At 74.5% G+C, this 21,185-nt stretch carries 21 protein-coding genes; 13 read left to right on the forward strand and 8 right to left on the reverse strand.

From position 1 onward, the window contains the following. Positions 1-43 precede the first annotated feature (43 nt). Complete coding sequence (locus CS0771_RS30090; protein WP_212844144.1) at positions 44-1,129, forward strand: DNA alkylation repair protein; 1,086 nt, start codon at positions 44-46, stop codon at positions 1,127-1,129. A 12-nt stretch (positions 1,130-1,141) separates the two neighbouring features. On the opposite strand, the gene CS0771_RS30095 is transcribed toward CS0771_RS30090, so the two are convergent. Beyond that, the gene (locus CS0771_RS30095; protein ID WP_212844145.1) at positions 1,142-1,384 is read right to left on the reverse strand and encodes a hypothetical protein; all 243 of its coding nucleotides are present in this window, start codon (positions 1,382-1,384) and stop codon (positions 1,142-1,144) included. 154 nt (positions 1,385-1,538) lie between these two features. Between CS0771_RS30095 and CS0771_RS30100 the strand changes: the two genes are divergently transcribed. Beyond that, positions 1,539-2,795 (forward strand): AI-2E family transporter, encoded by a 1,257-nt coding sequence (locus CS0771_RS30100; protein ID WP_212844146.1) that lies wholly within the window; start codon positions 1,539-1,541, stop codon positions 2,793-2,795. A 42-nt stretch (positions 2,796-2,837) separates the two neighbouring features. On the opposite strand, the gene CS0771_RS30105 is transcribed toward CS0771_RS30100, so the two are convergent. Beyond that, positions 2,838-3,095, reverse strand: coding sequence for a hypothetical protein (locus tag CS0771_RS30105; RefSeq protein ID WP_212844147.1), 258 nt, complete (start codon positions 3,093-3,095; stop codon positions 2,838-2,840). A 114-nt stretch (positions 3,096-3,209) separates the two neighbouring features. Here CS0771_RS30105 and CS0771_RS30110 point away from each other — a divergent pair, with 114 nt between their 5' ends. Next, entirely contained in the window at positions 3,210-3,503 is a 294-nt protein-coding gene (locus CS0771_RS30110; protein WP_212844148.1) for a hypothetical protein, read from the forward strand. A gap of 57 nt (positions 3,504-3,560) precedes the next feature. Here the strand turns inward: CS0771_RS30110 and CS0771_RS30115 are convergent, their stop codons facing one another. Next, positions 3,561-3,959: a hypothetical protein gene (locus CS0771_RS30115; RefSeq protein ID WP_212844149.1), complete on the reverse strand. Its 399-nt coding sequence runs from the start codon at positions 3,957-3,959 to the stop codon at positions 3,561-3,563. Between the two features lie 127 nt (positions 3,960-4,086). Between CS0771_RS30115 and CS0771_RS30120 the strand changes: the two genes are divergently transcribed. After that, on the forward strand, positions 4,087-5,079 hold the full coding sequence (locus tag CS0771_RS30120) for a YihY/virulence factor BrkB family protein (RefSeq protein WP_212844150.1): 993 nt from the start codon (positions 4,087-4,089) through the stop codon (positions 5,077-5,079). A gap of 17 nt (positions 5,080-5,096) precedes the next feature. Here CS0771_RS30120 and CS0771_RS30125 read toward each other — a convergent pair whose 3' ends face one another. Together CS0771_RS30125 and CS0771_RS30130 are read right to left on the reverse strand one after the other, a co-directional pair. Next, on the reverse strand, positions 5,097-7,445 hold the full coding sequence (locus CS0771_RS30125) for an MMPL family transporter (protein ID WP_212844151.1): 2,349 nt from the start codon (positions 7,443-7,445) through the stop codon (positions 5,097-5,099). Positions 7,446-7,671: 226 nt separating this feature from the next. Then, positions 7,672-7,938: a DUF4235 domain-containing protein gene (locus CS0771_RS30130; RefSeq protein WP_203752085.1), complete on the reverse strand. Its 267-nt coding sequence runs from the start codon at positions 7,936-7,938 to the stop codon at positions 7,672-7,674. 128 nt (positions 7,939-8,066) lie between these two features. Here CS0771_RS30130 and CS0771_RS30135 point away from each other — a divergent pair, with 128 nt between their 5' ends. The 6 genes from CS0771_RS30135 to CS0771_RS30160 all read left to right on the forward strand — a co-directional run bounded on the left by CS0771_RS30135 (position 8,067) and on the right by CS0771_RS30160 (position 14,167). Continuing rightward, entirely contained in the window at positions 8,067-8,276 is a 210-nt protein-coding gene (locus CS0771_RS30135) for a CsbD family protein (protein WP_212844152.1), read from the forward strand. 184 nt (positions 8,277-8,460) lie between these two features. Then, positions 8,461-8,667, forward strand: coding sequence for a hypothetical protein (locus CS0771_RS30140; protein WP_212844153.1), 207 nt, complete (start codon positions 8,461-8,463; stop codon positions 8,665-8,667). Next, positions 8,660-9,883 (forward strand): cupin domain-containing protein, encoded by a 1,224-nt coding sequence (locus CS0771_RS30145; protein WP_212844154.1) that lies wholly within the window; start codon positions 8,660-8,662, stop codon positions 9,881-9,883. Before CS0771_RS30140 ends, CS0771_RS30145 begins: the two co-directional genes overlap by 8 nt. A 41-nt stretch (positions 9,884-9,924) precedes the next feature. Beyond that, positions 9,925-10,419, forward strand: a complete 495-nt coding sequence (locus CS0771_RS30150; RefSeq protein WP_212844155.1) for a DUF4383 domain-containing protein — start codon at positions 9,925-9,927, stop codon at positions 10,417-10,419. Between the two features lie 201 nt (positions 10,420-10,620). Next, the gene (locus tag CS0771_RS30155) at positions 10,621-13,539 is read left to right on the forward strand and encodes a BTAD domain-containing putative transcriptional regulator (RefSeq protein ID WP_212844156.1); all 2,919 of its coding nucleotides are present in this window, start codon (positions 10,621-10,623) and stop codon (positions 13,537-13,539) included. A 100-nt stretch (positions 13,540-13,639) separates the two neighbouring features. After that, positions 13,640-14,167 (forward strand): GNAT family N-acetyltransferase, encoded by a 528-nt coding sequence (locus CS0771_RS30160; RefSeq protein ID WP_212844157.1) that lies wholly within the window; start codon positions 13,640-13,642, stop codon positions 14,165-14,167. 44 nt (positions 14,168-14,211) lie between these two features. On the opposite strand, the gene CS0771_RS30165 is transcribed toward CS0771_RS30160, so the two are convergent. After that, positions 14,212-15,906, reverse strand: coding sequence for a PQQ-dependent sugar dehydrogenase (locus CS0771_RS30165; RefSeq protein ID WP_212844158.1), 1,695 nt, complete (start codon positions 15,904-15,906; stop codon positions 14,212-14,214). Positions 15,907-16,004: 98 nt separating this feature from the next. Then, positions 16,005-16,643: a TetR/AcrR family transcriptional regulator gene (locus tag CS0771_RS30170; RefSeq protein WP_244871118.1), complete on the reverse strand. Its 639-nt coding sequence runs from the start codon at positions 16,641-16,643 to the stop codon at positions 16,005-16,007. Positions 16,644-16,764: 121 nt separating this feature from the next. Between CS0771_RS30170 and CS0771_RS30175 the strand changes: the two genes are divergently transcribed. From CS0771_RS30175 to CS0771_RS30185, 3 genes are all read left to right on the forward strand, one after another. Further along, positions 16,765-18,990 (forward strand): glycoside hydrolase family 3 C-terminal domain-containing protein, encoded by a 2,226-nt coding sequence (locus tag CS0771_RS30175; RefSeq protein ID WP_212844159.1) that lies wholly within the window; start codon positions 16,765-16,767, stop codon positions 18,988-18,990. 200 nt (positions 18,991-19,190) lie between these two features. Further along, positions 19,191-19,502 (forward strand): hypothetical protein, encoded by a 312-nt coding sequence (locus tag CS0771_RS30180; protein ID WP_212844160.1) that lies wholly within the window; start codon positions 19,191-19,193, stop codon positions 19,500-19,502. 349 nt (positions 19,503-19,851) lie between these two features. Beyond that, positions 19,852-20,130: a hypothetical protein gene (locus CS0771_RS30185; protein WP_212844161.1), complete on the forward strand. Its 279-nt coding sequence runs from the start codon at positions 19,852-19,854 to the stop codon at positions 20,128-20,130. Here CS0771_RS30185 and CS0771_RS30190 read toward each other — a convergent pair. After that, positions 20,118-20,954, reverse strand: a complete 837-nt coding sequence (locus CS0771_RS30190) for an oxidoreductase (protein ID WP_212844162.1) — start codon at positions 20,952-20,954, stop codon at positions 20,118-20,120. The genes CS0771_RS30185 and CS0771_RS30190 overlap by 13 nt on opposite strands. Positions 20,955-21,185 lie beyond the last annotated feature (231 nt).

Below are 21,185 nucleotides of genomic sequence, written 5' to 3' on the forward strand. Positions count from 1 at the left end.
GCGCAGCACCCTGCCGCCGTCCGGGTGCGTGAGGGGACCAGCGGTGGCCGACCTGAAAGACAACATCGACGACGCGAGCATCGCCCGGCTGGCGGCCGCCGTCGCCAGGGTGCACCCGGCCTTCCCGGCCGCGCGCTTCGCCGCCGACGCCGCGACCGGGCTCGCGCCGCTGGCCCTCAAGCAGCGCGTGTCCGTGGTCGCCGGAGCGCTCGCCGCGCACCTGCCGCAACGGTTCCCGCAGGCCGGGCGGGTGCTGCGGGAGACCGTCGGGGCGACCCCGCTGGACATGTGGAGCGCCTGGCCCGCCACCGAGTACGTCGCCGTGCACGGTCTGGACCACCCCGACGAAGCGCTGGACACCCTCGCCGCCCTCACCTCGCACGCCACGGCCGAGTTCGCGGTCCGCCCCTACCTGGCCGCGCACGCCGAGCACACCCTGCGCCGGCTGCACGTCTGGGCCGAAGACCCCGACCAGCACCTGCGCCGCCTGGCCTCCGAGGGCTCCCGGCCGCGGCTGCCCTGGGCCTCCCGCGTGCCGCTGCTGGCCGACCCGCAGGTCACCATCCCGCTGCTGGACCGGCTGCACGACGACCCGGAGCCGTACGTGCGCCGCTCGGTGGCCAACCACCTCAACGACATCACCAAGGACCACCCGGACACCGCCCTGGCCACCGCGCGGCGCTGGGCCGCCACCGGCGGCGACGGCACCACCTGGGTGATCCGGCACGCGCTGCGCTCCCTGGTCAAGCAGGGGCATCCCGAGGCGCTGGAGCTGCTCGGCTACGACCACGGCGCGGACGTGGCCGTCACCGGCCTGACCGTCACGCCCGGCACGCTGCCCATCGGCGGTCAGGTCACCATCGCGTTCACGCTGACCGCCGGGGCCGGGGCGCGGGCCGCCGTCGACTACGTGGTGCACCACGCGGGCGCCCGCGGGCCCCGCGCGCCGAAGGTGTTCAAGCTGACCACGGCGGACCTCGCGCCCGGCGTGCCGCGCGAGGTCACCCGGCGGCACACCTTCCAGCACGTCAGCGTCCGGCGCCTGCACCCGGGGCCGCACCGCATCGACATCCAGGTCAACGGCCGCGTCCTGGCCGGCACCTCGATAACCCTGCTCGACGGGGAGTGACCGCCTCGGCCCTCAGCCGGAGCAGCGGCCGCCCGGGTCGGCGGGGACGGCGAACGGGTTCACGGCGATCGGCTGCCGCCCGGCCCGGTCGCGCAGGTCAGGCTGCGGCTCGTCGGGGGAGCTGAACACCAGCGTCGTCTGCGGGCGCACACGCGCCGGACGGTCAGCGGCCACGGCTGTCAACTCGGGCTCCTCGGTGGTCGGACGGTGGTCGGTCGGTGCCGCGCCCGTCGCGGTGCGGCTGGACGCGACCATACCCACCGGATGCGACAGATAACTCGGCTTTTTCGACCATCGGACGTCCGGCGGCCGGTGTTTGCGTTCCATACCCTCGGGTAGGCGCCAGCCACGGCCGGTCCCTGTCCGCACCGGGACGGCCCTCTTGCGCGCGCCGCCCCCGGGAGTCAGCATGCCCAGCTCCGCCACCGCCCCGCCACCGACCACCGAGGCGCTCGCCGAGGCCCGCTGGCAGGCGAGCCTGCGCTCGGTGCAGCAGCGGCTGCGCGCGGGCCGCGACCGCACCCCGCTGGTGCTGCCGGACTTCGGCGACCAGCACGAGGAGGAGGTCCCGGCCGACGCCGACCAAGCGGTCCCCTACTGGCTGCGCCTGGCCGGCGCGTGGGGCTGGCGCTTCCTCGTCCTCGCGGCCGTCGGCTGGGTGCTGCTGTCGCTGACCGCGCGGCTCGCCCAGGTGATCGTCCCGCTGGCCATCGCGCTGCTGCTGGCAGCGCTGCTCTCCCCGGCGGTGCAGGTCCTGCGCCACCGGTTGCGGCTGCCCGCCTCCCTGGCCACCGCGGTGGTGCTGTTCGGCGGGGTGCTCGGGGCCGTGGGTCTGGTGACGCTGCTCGTCACCCAGCTCATCGACGGGACCCCCGAGCTGAGCGAGAACGCCTCGGCGGGCCTGCGGCAGATCCGCGAGTGGCTGCGCACCGGGCCGCTGCACCTGTCCACGCACCAGCTCGACGCTGCCGTCGACGCCGGCGGCGCCTGGGTGCGCGACAACCGGCAGAACCTGACCAGCGGGCTGTTCGCCACCGCCGGCGCGAGCTTCCAGATCCTCGTCACCGCGATGCTGATCCTGGTGGTGACGTTCTTCTTCCTGCGCGACGGGCGGCGGCTGTGGCACCTGGCGATGATCGCCGTGCCGCGGCGCGCGCGGCGCCCGGTGCTGGAGGCGGGCAACGCGGGCTGGCTGACGCTGGTCGCGTACGTGCGGGCCACCGTCATCGTCGCGTTCATCGACGCGCTCGGGATCGGCCTGGCCCTGGTGCTGCTCCGGGTCGAGTTCGCGTTCGTGCTGGCCGCGCTGGTGTTCCTGGCGTCGTTCATCCCGATCCTCGGGGCGACCGTGTCCGGCGCGGTGGCGGTGCTCGTCGCGCTGGTCGACCAGGGCCCGGTCACCGCCGTGATCGTACTGGCCGCGGTGATCCTGGTGCAGCAGCTCGAAGGCCACGTGCTCCAACCGCTGATCATGGGGCGGGCCGTGTCGATCCATCCGCTGGCGGTGATCGTGGCGCTCGCCGCGGGCGTCGCCGTCGCCGGCATCGTCGGCGCCCTGGTCGCGGTGCCGATCGTGGCGGTGCTCAACACCGCGCTGCGGCACCTCATGCAGGGCCGCCAGCCCGCCCCCGACGCCGTCGTCGTCACCGCAGACCCGACTCCCTGACCCGGCCGGGCCCGTCCCGGGCGGGCAGCAGGACCTCGGTCGCTACGCCGGGCCGGTCAGCATCCGCTCGCGTTCCTCGGCGTTGTCCGCCAGCGCGGCGCGGACCCGGGTGAGGGTCAGCGTCTCCAGCCGCTCGACGTCGCGCACCTCCGCGGTGTGGGCCTGCGAGAGCGCGAGCACCCGTGAATCGGCGTCGGCGAGCGACCGCTTGAGCTGCCCGTGGCGCGCCAAGGTCGTCTCACGTTCGCGCATCGCTGCGGCGGCGGCCGCGAGCCGCTGCGCCATGTCCCCGTCGTTCATGCGCGACATTGCAGCACGGCCGGGCAAGCCCCGCTACCAGGGGATCAACAAGATCACTCGAGGGTGACCGGGCGGCGGGTGTCATGCCGGGTACGGCCGGGTACTGGTCCTCGCATGAGCGAACCGACCTTCACCCCGCCCGCGGAGGACTTCGAGCCGCCGCCCGAGGCCGAGCCCCTGCCCGAACCCAAGGACGGCGACCTGCCCGAGCACGCCCACGACCAGGACGGCGCGCAGGCCCGCGACGAGTCCCCGGGGCGTGACCCGCAGGCACCGGGTGACCGGGACACGCCACCGCCGGGCATGGACGACTACGGCACCACGGCGGGCGGCCAGCGGCGGGGCGACACCATCGACGACCGCCTGGCCCGCGAGGAACCCGACTCCGTGGGCGAACCGCCGGACTGACCTGGAGCGCACAGCAAGGGTGGCCCCGCCGGAGCAGGGCCACCCTTGACGGAGGGGTCAGCGCGTGGTGCGCCGGCCGACCAGGTACGCCACCAGCACGGCGGCGGCGCCGACGGCCCACGGCGTGGGGTTGGCGCGGATCCGGTCGCGCAGGTCGCGGCCCAGGGCCTCCCACTGCTCGGTGCTGCGGGGCATCCGGTCGGCCAGGTCGTGCGCCAGCTCGGCCGCGTGGTCCTTGACGAGGCCCGCCGTCTCGACCGTCCGGTCCTTGACCGCCAGCGCGGCGGTGCCCGCCTCGTCCTTGAGGGTCGCGGCCCGGTCGGCGATGTCCCGCCCGGTGGCGGTCAGCGTCTGCCTGGCCTCGTCCGCGCGCTCGGCGATCACCGCGCCGGCGTCGGTGGCACGCTGCGTGACCTGGTCGACAGCGGCCGCTACGTTCTTGTCCTTCGGTGGCATGACGTTCAAGTTCCCTTCGCAGACTGTGGTGCGATCCCGATACCCGCCGATCGGGGCGCTAATCTCCCGGCGGGCCACCAGCTCACGGTCCGGATTAGGCGGCGCCGCGCCGCGGTATGTAGCCGCCATGCCTGACCACCCCGAGACATCCCCGTCCACGCCCCCGCCACCGGACGCGGGGCCCCGCAGTCCCGCTCAGTTCAGCCCGCGCGCCTGGTGGGCGGTGGTGCGCCGCACCGCCAAGGAGGCCGACACCGACAGCCTCCAGGTATGGGCCGCCGCGCTGACCTACTACGGCGTGCTGTCGCTGTTCCCCGGCATCCTGGTGCTGGTCGCGGCCGTCGGGCTCATCGACGACCGGCTCGTCGACCAGGTGCTCGCCGAGGTGTTCCCGATCATGCCCGGCGCGGTCCAGGAGATCTTCACCGCCGCGCTGGAGAACGTGCAGGCCAACGACGCCAAGGCCGGGGTCGCCGCGATCATCGGTCTGGCTGTGGCAATGTGGTCGGCCTCCGGTTACATCGACGCGTTCATGCAGGCGTCCAACGCCATCTACGACGTGCCGGAGGGGCGGCCGCTGTGGAAGCGGCTGCCCCTCCGGCTCGCCGTAACGCTGGTGACCGGCGTGCTGCTGGTCGTCAGCGTGCTGATCGTGGTGCTCAGCGGTCGCCTGGCCGAGGCCGTGGGCGACGTGCTGGGACTGCCCGGACCGGCCGTGACCGCCTGGCAGATCCTCAAGTGGCCGGTCCTGGTGATCCTGATCGGAGCGCTGTTCGGGCTGCTGTACTGGGCCTCGCCCAACGCCCGGCAGGGCGGCTTCCGGTGGATCACTCCCGGCTGCGTCGTCGCGGTGGTGCTGTGGGTGGCGGCGTCGGCCGGTTTCGGCTTCTACGCCGCGCACTTCGGCTCGTACGCCGAGACCTACGGCAGCCTGGGCGGCGTCATCGTGTTCCTGATCTGGCTGTGGCTGTCCAACCTGGCGCTCCTGCTCGGCGCCGAACTCGACGCCGAGCTGGAGCGCCAGCGGGCCATCGCCGCCGGCCACCCGGCCGGGCAGGAGCCCTACCTGCAGATGCGCGACAGCAAGGCCGTCGAGCCCCGGGACAAGCAGAACCTCTGACCCGCCGCCGGGCCGCCCTAGCTCTCCTGCTTCGGCGGCCCGGCCGCGGGCCGCGCCGACTCCGTCGCGGACACCGGCTGCGGCTGCGGCTCCGGCTTCCGCTCGGGCTCGGGCTCGGGCTTCCGCTCGGGCTCGGGCTCCGGCTGCCGCTGGTGCACGACCTTGTGCACCCGCTCCAGGCCGCCCCGGCCGCCGATCGCCTCCATGACGGTCAGCAGCGCCGGGGCCAGCACCGAGCGCACCACGAACGCGTCCAGCAGGATGCCCACCGACAGCGCGAACGCCAGCTCCCGGAACGGGCGCAGCGGCACGATCGCGAGCAGGCCGAAGCTCACCGCGAGGGTGAACGCCGCGGTGCGGATGGCCCGCGCCGACTGCGGCAGGGTGATCGCCAGGGCCTCGCGCAGCGGCCGGTGCCGGGCCTCGTTCCAGGCCGGGCCGATGCCGAAGATGTTGTAGTCGGACCCGAGCGCGACCAGCAGCACGGCGGCGGCGAACGGCACATAGAAGGTCAGCCCGTCCGCGCCGAGGTGCTCCTGGAACAGCCAGGTGGTCGCGCCGAGCGTGGCCCCGATAGCCAGCACGCTGCATGCCAGCAGCGCCAGCGGCGCCCACAGCGCCCGTAGGTAGAGCATGAGGAACAGCAGGTTCGCGGCGAGCGCGGCCAGCGCGATCCGGCCCAGGTCGGACATGGTCTGGTCGACGATGACCTTCGCGATGGCGGTGTCGCCGCCGAGACTGAACCCGGTGCCGCCCAGCCCGGCGGCCTCCAGCAGGCCGGGCAGGTCCGCGTCCAGGCTGGTGAGGGTCCGCACGGCGGTCGCGCCGAGCGGCTCGTCGTCGAGCACGAGCAGGTAGCGGGCCGCGCCGCCGTCGGGCGACCGGAACAGGTTGAGCTCGGACGGGATGGCCCGGTCGGCCGGACCGATGACGGCCGCCACGCCGGTCCGCTTCGACAGCTCCTGCTGCAGCCGGGTCAGCTGCTCGGTGCGGCTGGCCACGCCGTCGCCCTCCAGCAGCAGCTCGGTGGGCGACAGGATGCCCGCGGCGAAGCCGGCCTCGGCCTCGGCCGCGGCCTTGCGCGCGGGATGGTCGGCCGGGAGGGCCTCGACGAACGAGACGCCCAGGCCCATGTGCCGGGCGGGCAGCGCGGCGGCGACCAGGCCGCCCACGCACAGCAGCAGCACCGGCAGCGCCACCAGAGGGCGGGTGAGCAGCCGGGCCCACCGGCCGCCGGTGTGCTCCGGCTGCTCGGCGGGGTCGGCGGCGGCCCGGCGGCCCGGCGCCCACAGCGCGGCGCGCCCGAGGATGGCCAGCAGCGCCGGGACCAGCGTCACCGACACGAGCATGCCGATGAGCACGGCGACCGCCATACCCGGGCCGAAGGCCCGGAACGCGGCCGAGTCCGCCACGATCAGCGCGCCGGTGCCCGCGGCCGCGGTCGCCCCGGCGGTGGCGATGATCGGGGTGAACCGGGAGCCCGCCTGGCGGGCCGCCTCCAGCCGCCCCTCCCCCGCCGCCAGGCGCGTACGCACCCCGGACAGGTAGAACACGACGTAGTCGGTGACCACGCCGAGCAGCAGCGCGACCAGCAGCGGTTGCGTCTCCTGCGGGACCGGCACGCCGAACCGGCCCGCCAGCTCGCCGCCGACGTGCAGCGTCAGCATGATCGCGATCCCGGCCACGCCCAGCGCGAGCAGCGGCGCGACCAGCGACCGGAACGCCACCGCGACGATGACGAACACGGCCACGACGGTGATCGCCTCCAGCCACGGCAGGGACGACAGCACGATGCCGCCCTGCTCGACGCGGGCCGGCACGGAGCCGGTCACGCCGACCACGGCGTCGTCGGCGTCGTACTGCTCGGCGGCGAACTTCTGCGCGGCTTCGAGCTGCTCGGCGAAGCCGGCGTCCGGGGCGGTGAACAGCATGGTGATGATCGTGGTGCCGTTCTCACGCGCGCCGGGCAGCAGCTTCAGGGTGTTCGCGACCGGGATCGCGGCGAGGATCGCGGAGTCCGCGAGCTTGCCCTCGCTGACCGCCTGGGCGCGGGCGACGGCGTCGGCCTGCACGGAGGCGGGCAGCCCGGACGGATCGCGCTGCACGATCGAGATCCGGCTCAGCAGCGGGAGGCCGAACCGCTCGAACGAGCGGACCTCGCTGCGCACCGCCGGGTTGTCCACCGACACGAGCTGCCCGAGGTCGCTGCCGCCCTGGCCGAGCGCGGGCAGGTACACCATCGCGGCGGCCGTGGCGGCCAGCCAGGCCGCGACGATCACCCAGCGCAGCCAGACCACGATCTCGGCGTACCACTCCAGCAGGAAGCTGGGCCGCCACCGGCTGCGCGGCATCGGTTCGGTGCTCATCGGGCGGCTCCTCGTGGCATGACAGTCCTCCCCACCGCGGCCCGGCCCAGGCCGGTGCGGTTCTGTGCGAATAAAGGGCCGGCGGTGCGTGGCCCCGCCGATGTCACTGCGGTGCCCGGCCGGGAGCCGGGCAAACGTGCCGCCCCGGCAGGCGGCCCGGAATCCGGGCGCGGACGCGACGGAGCCCGTGCCCCGCAGGGAGGCACGGGCTCCGTGACCCGCAGGGTCAGTCGGGCCAGCGGCCCGTCAGCGACTTGACCGCGTGCGCGCCACCGCGGTCGACGGCCGCCTTGACCAGGCCGAAGATGGCCCCCTGCACCGCCGCGGCGACCAGGATCTCGGCCATGCCCTTGGTCCGGTCGGTCGCGTGGGGCGCCTCGCGCGACCCCGAAGCCACCCGCCAGACCTGCTTGAACGCCGCACCCGCGATCGCACCGGCGAGCACGCCGCCGACGATGCCGATCGGCTTGTACATCACCGTCTGTTTGTTCATGGCGCGCCCATACCCGCCTGGCCCGGGTTCAGTCCCGCTCGGCCGCAATGGACGATCATCGGCCAGGTTTCGCCCGGGAGCGGTCCGGGAAGTCGAGGGTCAGCATCAACGACCGGACGGAGCTGAACATGGGTGCGCTGGACGAGGCGAAGCACAAGGGCCAGGAGCTGCTCGGCAAGGCCAAGGAGAAGGTCGGCGACCTGACCGACAACCACTCCCTGCAGGCCGAGGGCCTGGCCGACCAGGCCAAGGCGAAGGTCAACCAGGCCGGTGACGAGGTCCGCGACGCGGTGCGCGGGCGCGACCGCGACGAGGACGACCTGCGCTCCCAGCGCTGAGTGCCGCCTTCCGCCACGCGTGGCCCGCCCCGATCGGGGCGGGCCACCCGCATTTCACCGGGTACTCGTGACGATCAGCGCGAAACGTCCCAGCCCCCGGCGGCGGGGCGCGCCGCATCGGGTTTACCCGGGCGCGGATCGGGAGAAGTTGCTCGTACAGATACACCTGCCTGTGGAGGACATCATGCGACTCAACGAAGACGACATCGTCGCCTCGCAGGGACCCGGCGGTGAGGGTCCGGCCGACGCGGGCGCCGGTGAGCCGGCGGAGCCGAGCGAGCAGGACGGCGGCGCGGACGGCGGCGCGGACACCGAGGGCCCGGCCGACGCCGGTGCCGGTGACACCGTGGAGCCGGAAGAGCACGACGGCGGGGCCGACGGCAGTGCCTGACCGGCCCGGTTACGCGGCGCCGGGCCCGCTGGGCCCGGCGCTGCGCCGTTGTGTGGGCGACCCGGACGACTTCGCCCAGACGTACTGGGGGCGGCAGCCGCTGCTGCGGGCGACGGGCGGCTTCGCCGACCTGCTCAGCCTCGACGCGGTCGACGAGCTGCTCAGCGTCCGCGGCTTGCGCACCCCGTTCCTGCGTGTGGCGCACGAAGGGCAGCTGGTACCCGCCGCGCGGTTCACCGGCGGCGGCGGGCTGGGCGCCGAGGTGGGCGACCAGGTGCGCGACGACCGGGTGCTGGACCTGCTGGCCGCCGGGGCGACGCTGGTGCTGCAGGGCCTGCACCGGATCTGGCCGCCGCTGCAGGAGTTCTGCCTGGACCTGTCCGCCGAGCTGGGATGCGCGGTGCAGGCCAACGCCTACCTGACCCCGGCCGGCAACCAGGGCTTCGCCACCCACTACGACACCCACGACGTGTTCGTGTTGCAGGTCGCGGGCGTCAAGCACTGGCGGGTCCACGAGCCCGTCCAGCCCGACCCGCTCGAACGCCAGCCCTGGGGCGGCTTCGCCGACGAGGTGGCCGCGACGGCGGCCGGCCCGGCTCATCTGGACCATGTGCTGTCGCCCGGCGAGCTGCTGTACCTGCCGCGCGGCTGGCTGCACGCCGCCGCCGCGGTGGACGCGACCAGCCTGCACATCACGCTGGGACTGCGCCGCCCGACCCGCTACACCATCGCGCAGGCGCTGCTCGAGCTGGCGTGCGCGGACCCGCAGCTGCGCGCCGGGCTGCCGCTGGGCCTGGACCTGACCGACCCCGCGCAGCTGGCCCCGCACCTGGCCGCGACGGTGGAGGCGCTGCACGACATGGCGCGCAAGGCCGACCCGGCGGACGTCGCCCGGGCCCTGCGCACGGGGCAGTGGACGGCGCACCGCCCGGCCCCGGTGCGCCCCGTCGCGCAGGCCGCGTTCGCCGCCGGGCTGACCGGCGAGGACCTGGTGCGGGTGCGCCCCGGCCTGCGTTTCACCTGTGTGGACGGACGGCTGGAGCTGCCCGGCGGCCGCACGCTGACGTTCCCGGCCGGCTGCCAGGCCGCGCTCGCGGCGGTGCTCGCCGGTCCGGCCGTACGCGTCGGCGACCTGCCCGGTCTCGACGACACCGAGTCGCGGCTGGTCCTGGTGCGGCGGCTGCTCCGGGAGGCGGTCCTGGTCCCCGCCGGCTGACGCCGGGTTTGCCCGTCGCGGCGAGCGGGGATCCGGATGCCATGCATCTGCCCATCAATCACCGGCTCCGGCCGCACTGGCGCCTGCTGGCCGGGCTGTGCGGCGCGTACCTTCTGGCGTTCGGCGTGCTCGGCGCGGTGGCCACGGCGGGCCTGCCGCTGTTCGACCGCGACGACACGTACGTGCTCGGGCTGCGGGCGAATCCGGCGTTCGCCTGGCTCTCGCTGCTGGCGGGCGGGGTGGTGCTGCTCGCCGCGATCGTCGGGCGCGACCTGGCCCACTGGGTGAACCTCGGCACGGGCGGCCTGTTCCTGCTCGTCGGCCTGGCCATGCTCGCCCTGCTGCAGACGCCGCAGAACGTGCTCAACTTCGAGGTGGCGACCTGTGTCGTGGCCCTGCTGCTCGGCACGGTGCTGCTGACAGCCGGGCTGTACGGCAAGACCGGCACGCCGCGGGAGTCCGCGGCCGAGGAGGTCCTGCGCCACAGCACCCGGCCCGGCGACAAGTTCACCGTCCGTCCCGAGTCCGGCGCGTAGACGCCGCCGCGGGGCACCGGCGGCGGACGCGCGACCGTCCGCCGCCGGTCGACCACGTTGAAGGCGAGCACGCCCGATCGATCGAGATATGAGAGATCATGCGTGCGGGATGGTACGGCGGCGGACCTACAATTCGTGCACATCGCCGTACCACCGGTGCCCCCGCGCGCCCGCCCGGTGCGCTGCTCGCTGAGGTGAAGCTTGCCCGTCCACTTCGACCTGCTCGGCCCGCTGACGGTGTCGCGAGACGGCCGGCCGGTCCCGCTCGGCTCGACGAAACAGCGGCTCGTCCTCGCCGTGCTGCTGCTGCACCCGGGCGAGACGGTGAGCGTCCACGAGCTGACGGCGGCGCTGTGGGGCGGCGATCCGCCCGACTCCGCGGCGGCCAACATCCGCACCTACGTCCGCGGCCTGCGCAAGGAACTCGACGGCGGCCAGGACGGGCGGATCCGCACCACGCCCGGCGGCTACCTGCTGCGGGTGGAGCCGGGCGAGCGGGACCTGGACCGCTTCGACGCCGCCGCGGCGCGCGGCCGGGCCGCCCTGGCCGCAGGTGACGCGCGCGGCGCCGCGGCGGCCATGGCCACCGCCGTGGGCCTGTGGCGCGGACCGGCCTTCGCCGGGCTGCCCCTGCCCCGGCGCCTCGACGCCCGGGTCGCGCAGCTGGCCGAGCGGCGGCTGCTGGCCGAGGAGGACCACGCCGAGGCGCGGCTCGCGGTCGGCGAGCCGGCGGCGGCGGTCGCGGGGCTGCGCACGCTGCTGCACCGGCATCCGCTGCGCCAGCGTGGCTGGGCCCTGCTCATGCGCGGCCTCTACCGCACCGGTGACGTCTCCGGCGCGCTGGCGGCGTTCCGGCAGGCCCGGCGGGTGCTGGCCGAGGAGACGGGCATGGACCCCGGGCCCGAGCTGACCCGGCTGCATGAGGACGTCCTGCACCACCGCCTCGACGCGCACCCCGCCGTCGCCGGCCCCGGTGCGGCGCGCCCGGTGTCCGGGCACCCGCAGCAGCTGCCGCTGGCCGTGCCGGGCTTCGTCGGCCGCAGCACCGAGCTGACCCTGCTCGACGGATTCCTCACCGGCCCGGCAGACCGCCCGGCCCGGGTGGACATCGCCACCGTCAGCGGCATGGCCGGCGTCGGCAAGACCACCCTGGCCCTGCACTGGGCACATCGGATGCTCGACCGTTTCCCCGACGGCCAGCTCTACCTCAACCTGCGCGGCTACGACGACGGCGACGCGGTCAACCCCGCCGACGCCCTCGTCACCTTCCTGGAGGCGCTCGGGGTGCCGATCGGCCGCATCCCGAGCAGCACCGACGCCCGGACCGGGCTCTACCGCAGCCTGCTGGCGGACCGCCGCATGCTCATCGTGCTCGACAACGCCCGCGACGCCGCCCAGGTGCGCCCGCTGCTGCCCGGCGCGGGCCGGTGCGCCGTGCTGGTGACCAGCCGTGACCAGCTCGCCGGGCTCGCCGCCGCCGAGGCCGCCCGGCCGCTCACCCTCGACGTCCTGACCGAACCGGAGTCCCGGAACCTGCTGCGCGGCCGGCTCGGGCCGGACCGGCTCAGCGCGGAGCCCGCAGCGGTCGCCGACATGATCGAGCTGACCGGCCGCCTGCCGCTCGCGCTGTCCATCGTCGCGGCCCGGGTGGCCGCCCGGCCCGCCTTTCCGCTCGACGCCGTCGCCGCGCAGCTGCGTACCTCCGAGGACCGGCTCGCCGCCCTGGCCGACGGCGACCTGCGCCGGGTCTTCTCGTGGTCGCACCGGGCGCTGAGCCCCGACGCGGCACGGCTGCTGCGCCTGCTGGGCCTGCATCCCGGACCGGACCTGACCGGCGCGGCCGCCGCGGCCCTGTGCGGCCGGTCCCGGGCCGAGATCGGCGCCCCGCTGCACGAGCTGACCCGGCTGCACCTGCTCACCGAGCACCTGCCGGGGCGCTACTGCCTGCACGACCTGCTCCGCACGTACGCGGCCGAGCTGGCCCGCGACGGCGAGCAGGACACCGAACGGCACGCCGCCCGGGGCCGGATGTACGACCACTACCTGCACAGCGCCCATCCCGCCGCCGTGCTGCTGCAGCCGACGTGGACGCCGATCGAGCCCGAACCCGCCCGGCAGCCGGACACGCACGTGCCGATCGCCGACCGGGCCGCCGCCACGGCCTGGTTCAACGCCGAGCATCCGGTGCTGCTGCGGGTGCTGCGCCAGGCCGCCGAGACCGGATACGAGCGGTATGCCGGGCAGCTGGCCTGGACGCTGGCCGCCTACCTCGCCCCGCGCGGCCTGTTCCAGGACCAGCTCACCGCCCAGCAGACGGCGCTCGCCGCGGCCGAACGCATCGGCGACACCGAGGCGCAGGCCCTGGCCAGCCGGATGCTCGCGCGGGCGCTCATGCGGCTCGGCGACCACGACGCGGCCGAGCACCACATCCGGCGCGCGCTCGACCTGTACGGGCAGCTCGACGACCTGGCCAGCATCGCGCTGGTGCTGCGGCAGTACACCGAGCAGTGCACGCGGCGCGGGCGGCTGGACGAGGCGCTGGCGCACAGCGCCGACGCGCTGCGGGTGTCCCGGCTGATCGGCAACGACTACGCCGAGGCGCGCGCCCTGAACACCAAGGGCTACCTGCACGCCCTGAACGGCGACTACGCGCGGGCCGTGGCCGACTGCACGGAGGCGCTGACCCGCCAGCGGCGGATGGGCGACCGGGTGGGCCAGGCCGCGACCCTGGACAGCCTCGGTTTCGCGTACCACCGCCTGGGCGACCCGGCCCAGGCGGTGACCTGCTTCGAGCAGTCCATCGAGCGCTTCCGCGAGTCGGCGAACCGCTATCACGAGGCGGAGACCCTCACCCGGCTCGGCGACGCCCAGGAGGCGCTGTCCGACCTTCCCGCGGCGGTGGAGGCCTGGCAGAAGGCCGTGGAGATCTACGACGAGCTGGGCGGCGCGGCGGCCGAGCCCGCGCGGCGGCGGCTGGCCGAGCTGACCGCCGAGGGAAGTGTGGCACAGATCACCGCGCCGGTGTCTGGAAACGACGGCAGGGCCTCGTCGACGGCACGCCTTGAGGGCCGCCAGATCGCCCCTGGAGCACCTGCCGATCCCACCCTCGATCCCCCCTGAGCGGGGCGCCGTTTTCGGTCGCAGGCAGAGCTTCAGTGCCCGTTTGATCTTGCAAGTGCATGGGCGGCCGGAACACGCCGTCGTCACTACGGTGGCCCGCATGCCTGAACTGATCCTCCCGACCGCCCGCCTGCATGCCGAGTTCCTCGAGTGCCACGAGGAGTGGGGTCCCGGCCTGCACGAGGACGGCTTCGGCCTCGGCGCCGACGACGACGTGCACTCGCCCGAGGGCTTCGCCGCGTGGGTGCACGAGCGGACCCGGCTCACCCACCCCGCCGGAGCGCCCTGCCCCGACGAGCCGCACGGCTCACCCCGCTGGCTCGTCGAGCACGGCCGGGTGCTGGGCGGTTTCGCGCTGCGGCACCGGTTCGACCCGCTGCGCGGTCACATCGGCTACGGCGTGCGCCCGTCCGCGCGCCGCCGGGGCCTGGCCACCTGGGCGCTGGGCGAGATGCTCGGCGAGGCGCGCGCCGCGCTCGGCGTGGACCGGGTGCTCCTGGTCTGCGCCGTGGACAACGTCGCCTCGGCCCGCACCATCGAGCACCACGGCGGCGTCTTCGAGAACGTCCAGGACACCGAGCTCGGCTCGATCCGGCGGTACTGGCTCGACCTGGACCGGACGGCGTGACCGCCGGGGCCGGGCCGCGCGGGCGGCCCGGCCTCCGGCAGCGGTCACTCCGCCGTGGGCAGCGTTATGCGCAGGAACCGCGTGCCGGCGCCGCCCGGTGCGGTGCCGCCGGCGGCGATCCACACCGTGCCGCCCACGCCGGGCGCGGCCGTGTACAGCTTCCCGTAGGTGCCGACCAGCACCGGCTGCACGTCGGCGATGTCGTCACCGTCGAGGGAGACGCGGTAGAGCCGGGCGCCGGTCGCGCACGCGACGTAGACGACGGTGCGCACCACGGCCAGCCCGCCGCAGCCGCCCTCCCCGGCCGGGAACATGTACTTGGGCGCGACGAGGCTGGACGACGCGCACCCGGTGCCCGACCTCGACTCGGTGCCCTCGCACATCGGCCAGCCGTGGTTGCCGCCCTTCACCACGAGGTTGGTCTCGTCCTCGACGGTGTCGCCGTACTCCTGCATCCAGAGCTTGCCGCGCGGGTCGAAGGCGAGGCCGCGCGGATCGCGGTGCCCGTAACTCCAGATGTAGCCGCCGAACGGGTTGCCGGAGGGCACCTTGCCGTCCGGGTTGAACCGCAGCACCTTGCCCGCGAGGCCGGCCATGTCCTGGGCCAGGCGCGGCACCCCGGCGTCGCCGGTGGCGACGTAGAGCTTGCCGTCCGGCCCGAACCGCAGCCCGCCTCCGTTGTGGACCTTGCCGCGCGGGATGCCCACGACCAGCGACTCCATCGAGCCGCCGTCCAGCCCCGCGGCACGCAGGCGCAGCCGGACGATCCGGTTGTCCGTCGCCGTGGTCTGGAAGGCGTACACCCAGCGGTCCTTGGCGAAGGTGGGCGCGACGGCCAGGCCCAGCAGCCCGCTGTTGCCGGTGCCCACCGTGCCCGGCACCGTGCCCAGCGGCTTGGACTGGCCGGTCCGCGGATCGAGCAGCAGCACCTCGTGCTGGTCACGCCTGCCGTAGAGCACCGTGCCGTCGGGCAGCGGCGCCAGGGCGGTCACCGTCGCGGGGTCCTCGGCGACGACGCTGACCTCGCACAGCACGGTGCAGGACTTCCCCGCGGTCACCTCGATCCCCGCGCTGGGGGCCGACAGGTTGCCCTGCCCGTCACGGGCGCTCACGTGATAGCGATGCCTGCTGTCCGGGGGCACCCCGAAGTCGGTGAAGCTGAACCGGTCACCGGCGCTGCCCGCGACCGTGCCCACCTTCCCACCGTCGCGGAACACGTCGTACGCCGTCACCCCGACATCGTCGGCGGCCGCGTTCCAGACCATGGTCACCGTGGTGCCGTCCGCGGTGGCCTTCACGCCGCCCGGCGCGGCGGGCGCCTTGGCGTCCGATCCGCACTCCGGCGGCGTCACCACGAGCGTCTCGCTCGGCGGCGACACGTTGCCGGCCTCGTCCTGCGCCTTGACCTGGAGCTGCCACTCCTGCGCGGGCGCCGCCTCGATCACCGCCGAGGTGTGCTCAGCGTCGATCTCGGCGAGCACCTGCCCGTCCCGGAGCACCGCATACCAGGTGACCTCGCGGTCGTCGGAGGAGGCGGCCCAGCTCAGCGCGGCCGAGCGGCAGGTCGTCTCGCCCAGGCTGACCCCGCCCGGCGCGGTCGGCGGCTGGACGTCCGGCGGCGGCTCGGGCCAGCGGACGATCAGGACGGCGAGCCCCACGACCGCGAGCACGAGCAACCCGGTGAGCAGCCGGGAGCCACCAGAGGAGGAGGCGATGGGCGACGGGGCGACGGGCGTCATGCCGGGAATGTAGCGAGGCCGGCACCCTTTCACCAGACCCGCGAACGACCTTCCGGAAACGGATTTTCCGCCTCCGAAACCCGCGCGATACGCGCTGGTCAGGCCCCGTCCGGCCGTCCGAAGAGGAGCTCCGCGGCGGACTCCCACTCGGCGACCAGATCGGTCGAGCCGGGCGCGCGCAGCCACAGGATCTGCAACCCGTCCATCATCGCCACGATCTGGCGCGCCAGCGACCCCGGCCGGTCGGTCAGCCCCTCGGCCAGCTCGGTGAACACGGCCAGGATCTGGTCCTGCCGGGCCACGAAGTATCCGTGCGCGGGGTGGCTGGGGGCCAGCGACTCGGCCTCCAGCACGGCGAACAGGCGCACGATCTCCGGCTGCGCGGCGTTGCGGCGGACCAGGGCCGCGCACATCCGCCGCAGGTCGACGCCGCGCCACCGGCGCCGGTCGCCACCGGCGAGCTGCTGCTCGTCGAGGCCCAGCTCGGCGGCCAGGGAGCGGGCGTCCTCGGCGTCGCGGTGGTCGAGCACGGCGACGAGCAGGCCGTCCTTCGAGCCCACGTGGTGCAGCAGGCCCGGCACGGTCAGCCCGCAGCCGTCGGCCACGTCCTGCATGGACAGGCCCCAGAAGCCGCGCTCGGCGATCAGCCGCGTCGTCACCGCCATGATCTGGCGGCGGCGCTGCTCGGCGGGCAGGCGCGGGCGGTCCCTGCGGTAGGTCGGCGCGGTGTCGGCCACGGTCCCGGCACCATCCCTCGGCTCGGCTCTTGTGCGGCGGTATCGGCGTGGTTAGGTTACCCCATGGCTACTACCTACTAGGTACTAAGTAAGCCCGCCCGCTCCCCGGAGAGGAACCCGCATGAGCCACGACCCGCGCCTGGCCCGCTTGAGCATCGCGGAGAAGGCCGCGCTGACCAGCGGCAGCGACTTCTGGCACACCACCGCCGTGGGCGACGTGCCCTCGATCATGGTCACCGACGGCCCGCACGGCGTACGCAAGCAGCCCGCCGGGGCCGACCTCGACCTCGGCGCCAGCGAGCCGGCGACCTGCTTCCCGCCCGCCGTCGCCCTCGGCTCGACTTGGGACGCCGAACTCGTCGGCCGGGTCGGCGCCGCGCTCGGCCGCGAGGCCCGCGCCATGGGCGTCTCCGTGCTGCTCGGACCGGGCGTCAACCTCAAGCGCACCCCGCTGGGCGGCCGCAACTTCGAGTACTACGCCGAGGACCCGCTGCTCACCGGCGTGCTCGCCACCGCCTGGGTGCAGGGCCTGCAGAGCCAGGGCGTCGGCGCCTCGCTCAAGCACTTCGCGGTCAACAGCCAGGAGACCGACCGGATGCGCGTCAGCGCCGACGTCGACGAGCGCACCCTGCGCGAGCTCTACCTGCGCGCCTTCCAGCGGGTGGTGCGGCAGGCGCAGCCGTGGACGGTCATGTGCGCCTACAACCGGATCAACGGGGTGTACGCCGCCCAGCACCGCTGGCTGCTCACCGAGGTGCTGCGCGGCGAGTGGGGCTTCGAGGGCCTCGTGGTGTCCGACTGGGGCGCCGTGGTCGACCGCGTCGCCTCCGTGCACGCCGGGCTCGACCTGACCATGCCCGGCCCCGCCGACGCCGGCGACCGCGCCCTGGTCGAGGCCGTCGAGCAGGGCGTCCTCGACCCCGCCGACCTCGACACCGCCGCCGCCCGGGTCCTGGCACTGGTCGACAGAGCCGTCGCCGCGGCCGACCCGGACGCGACCTATGACCAGGCGGCCCACCACGCGCTCGCCCGCGAGGCCGCCGCCCGCGGCGTCGTCCTGCTCAAGAACGACGGCGGCCTGCTCCCGCTCCCCCGGCGGGACGTCTCGCTCGCGGTCATCGGCGAGTTCGCCCGCACCCCGCGCTACCAGGGCGGCGGCAGCTCGCAGATCAACCCCACCCGGCTCGACGACGCACTCACCGAGATCACCGCGCTCACCTCGGCACCGGTCGTCTTCGCGGCCGGCTACCAGCCCGACGGCTCCGCCGACGACACCCTGCTCGCCGAGGCCGTCGCGGCCGCCTGCGGCAGCGACGTCGCCGTCGTCTTCGTCGGCACCGCACACGAGACCGAGGGCCGCGACCGCGACGACCTCGACCTGCCCGCCGCGCACCGCGCCCTCGTCGAGCAGGTGGCCGCCGCCAACCCGAACACCGTCGTCGTGCTGAGCAACGGCGCGGTCCTGCTGACCTCCCCCTGGGACCGGGCCGTGCCCGCGCTCGTCGAAGGCTGGCTGCTCGGGCAGGCCGGCGGCGGCGCACTGGCCGACGTGCTGTTCGGCGTGGTCAACCCGTCCGGGCGGCTCACCGAGACGATCCCGCTGCGGCTCGCCCACCACCCGTCCCACCTCGACTTCCCCGGCGAGGCCGGGCACGTGCGCTACGGCGAGGGCCTGCACGCCGGATACCGCGGCTTCGACGCCCGCGAGCAGGAGGTCGCGTACCCGTTCGGGCACGGCCTGTCCTACACCTCGTTCGGCTACGGCCAGGCCGCCGCGACCGTGTCCGGCGACCTGATCGAGGTGCGGGTCCCGGTCACCAACACCGGCGACCGGGACGGCCGCGAGATCGTGCAGGTGTACGCGAGCCTGCCCGGCTCGCCCGTCCGCCGTGCCCCACGCGAGCTGAAGGGCTTCGCCGTCGTCGACGTCGCCGCCGGTCAGACCGCCGAAGCCGTGGTCCACATCGAGCGCGCCGAGCTGGCCTACTGGGACCCGCGCCTGGGCCGCTGGGCCGTCGAGGGCGGCGGGTACCTGCTCGCCGCCGGTGCGTCCTCCCGCGACCTGCGCACCTCGGTGACGGTCGAGGTCACCGGCGACGACACCCGGGCGCCGCTGACCGCCGACTCGTCGCTGGGCGAGTGGCTGGCCGACCCGCAGGGCGCCGCCGTCCTCGGGCAGGCGCTCGCCGCGTCCTCCTCCGGCAGCGGCGCCCTGGCGGCGATGGCGGCCGACCCGGCCGTCTCCCTGTTCCTGGCCAGCCTGCCGCTGAGCCGGCTGGCCGGGTTCCCCGGCAGCACGTTCGGCCCCGACGCGATCGCGCAGCTGGTCGCGGCGGCCAACGCGTAGGCCCGTACCTCCCCCGGGTGAGGGCCGGGACGGAAAGCCGACTCAGCGGGTTTGCGCCCCGGTCCGAGCGATAAGGCTGTTTTGTACACAGCAGGCGTCGCCGCCCCGGGAGCGTGCGGCCGCCTCCACCCTCGCGCGACGGGGTGGAGGCGGCCGGCACACCGCCGGACGCCGGCACCGGACCGGACGGGGGAGGGCACGTGAGCGGCTTGCTCGTCGGCACCGGCTGGGGTGGCCTGATCCGCCGCAGGGTGCGCGATTCGGCCGAGATCTGCGCGGTCCGGCGGGACTGGCCGGACCTGTACACCCACGAGTTCGTGGCCCCGCGCCTGACCGAGCAGGACGCCGCGCAGGCCGCCCGCGCCGAACTCGCGTACTGGTGGCGCAGCCCGCTGCGGCCCCGGCTGTCCGTCGTGCGCATCAGCGCCAACGACTTCCGCATCCACCGCCACCGCCGCGACTGCCGCGCCCCCGACTGCCCCGTCTCCACCCGCCGCCCCACCCCCCACTGACCCCGCCCCACCCTGGCCCGCGCGCCCGCGCGCCCGCGCGCCCGCGCTTGATCGTCCGACTTGCCTGGCAGGTGGGCGTATCTTGAGCGCGCATTCCCCCAGGTGCCTGGCAAGTCTGACGATCAAGGCCGTGCGGCCGCGGCCCGGCGCGCGATGTCCATTACCCGGCGGACAGCCGGGTGACTTTCCACCGCCGGCCACGGTTCCACCTGGACATCCGCTGGCGTGACGGCGAGACTGCTGTTAGTGAAAACGATTGTCAGTGCTACCGGCTCCGGCGGCCTGACAGCCCGTTGGGCACGGTCGTGGCCGGACAGCGGCCACCGCCGACCTGGGAAGGGGCGGTGTCATGGCGGACGAAACCGAGAACGAAGGCATTGCCCCTGCCGCCACCTGGATCGTCGTCAGCGGCGAGCAGGTCGGCGTCGGTGACGCGGTGACCGTGGACCTGGGTGAGCCGACGCGCGGCGTCATCTGCGACGTCGACGGCGCTCGGGGCTTGCCGCTGGTGCGGGTGCAGGGTGCCGCCAGCACCGACGAGCCCCTGGTCATGACCCCCGGGCAGATCATGGGCCGCGCTCCCGACGGCGGCAGAGCCGGGCGCGGCCGACCCGTTCAGGACGGGTAGTCGGTGGAGACGGTGACGTCGGCCCACAGCTCGGTCTCGGCGAGGCGGGCGTGCTCCGCCTCGCGGGCACGCTGGAGGGCGTCGCTGCCGAGCAGCAGCCGCCGGGGCGGCTCGACGGCGTCCACCAGGTCGATGAGCACCTGCGCGGCCCGCACCGGGTCGCCCGGCTCGGTGCCCTGGTAGGACTCTCGGAATTGCAGGAACCGTCCCACCGTGGCCTGGTAGTCCTCCCCCACCGGCGCGGCCGTGCGCCCGGCTCCGGCCGACCACTTGGTACGGAACCCGCCCGGCTCGACGATGGTCACCTTCACCCCGAACGGCGCCACCTCGGCGGCCAGCACCTCGGAGAAGCCCTCCACCCCGAACTTCGCGGTCTGGTACGCCGCCAGCCCCGGCGTGCCGCCGACGCGCCCGCCGATCGAGGAGAACTGCAGCACGTGCCCGCGCCGCTGCCGCCGGAGCACGGGCAGCGCCGCCCTGGTCACGTTGACCACGCCGAACAGGTTCGTCTCCAGCTGGGCCCGGAACTCCTCGTCGGGCGTCTCCTCGATGGAGCCGGAGACGGCGTACCCGGCGTTGTTGACGAGCACGTCGAGCCCGCCGAAGGCGTCGACGGCGACTCGCACGGCGTCACGGGCCGCGGCGGCGTCGGTCACGTCGAGGGCCACCGCGCGCACCCGCTCGCCGTGTTCGCGTACCAGCTCGTCCAGAGTCTCGGGGCGCCGGGCGGCCGCCACGACGTTGTCGCCATGCGCCAGCACGGCCCGTGCGAGTTCATACCCGAACCCGCTCGACGTACCGGTGATCAGCCAGGTCCTGGCCATTGTCGTCCCCCTTTCCGTCAGGTTCTAGGCTGACCCGGGGAGGCTGTCGCGGGGCCGGATCGACGATCTCTCCCAACTGGACGGGGCACTTTTCCCGGAAATGGCGCTCATTGTCCATTTCGACAGGCTCCGCTGTTGGTGGATCTCTACAAAATTCCCTGTGCAGAGCTGATACGCACAGCGGTTACCTACTGGCGAGTAAGTGCGAAGGTTTAGAACAGGGACCCCGCC

Source organism: Catellatospora sp. IY07-71, from assembly GCF_018326265.1.
Taxonomy (GTDB): Bacteria; Actinomycetota; Actinomycetes; order Mycobacteriales; family Micromonosporaceae; genus Catellatospora.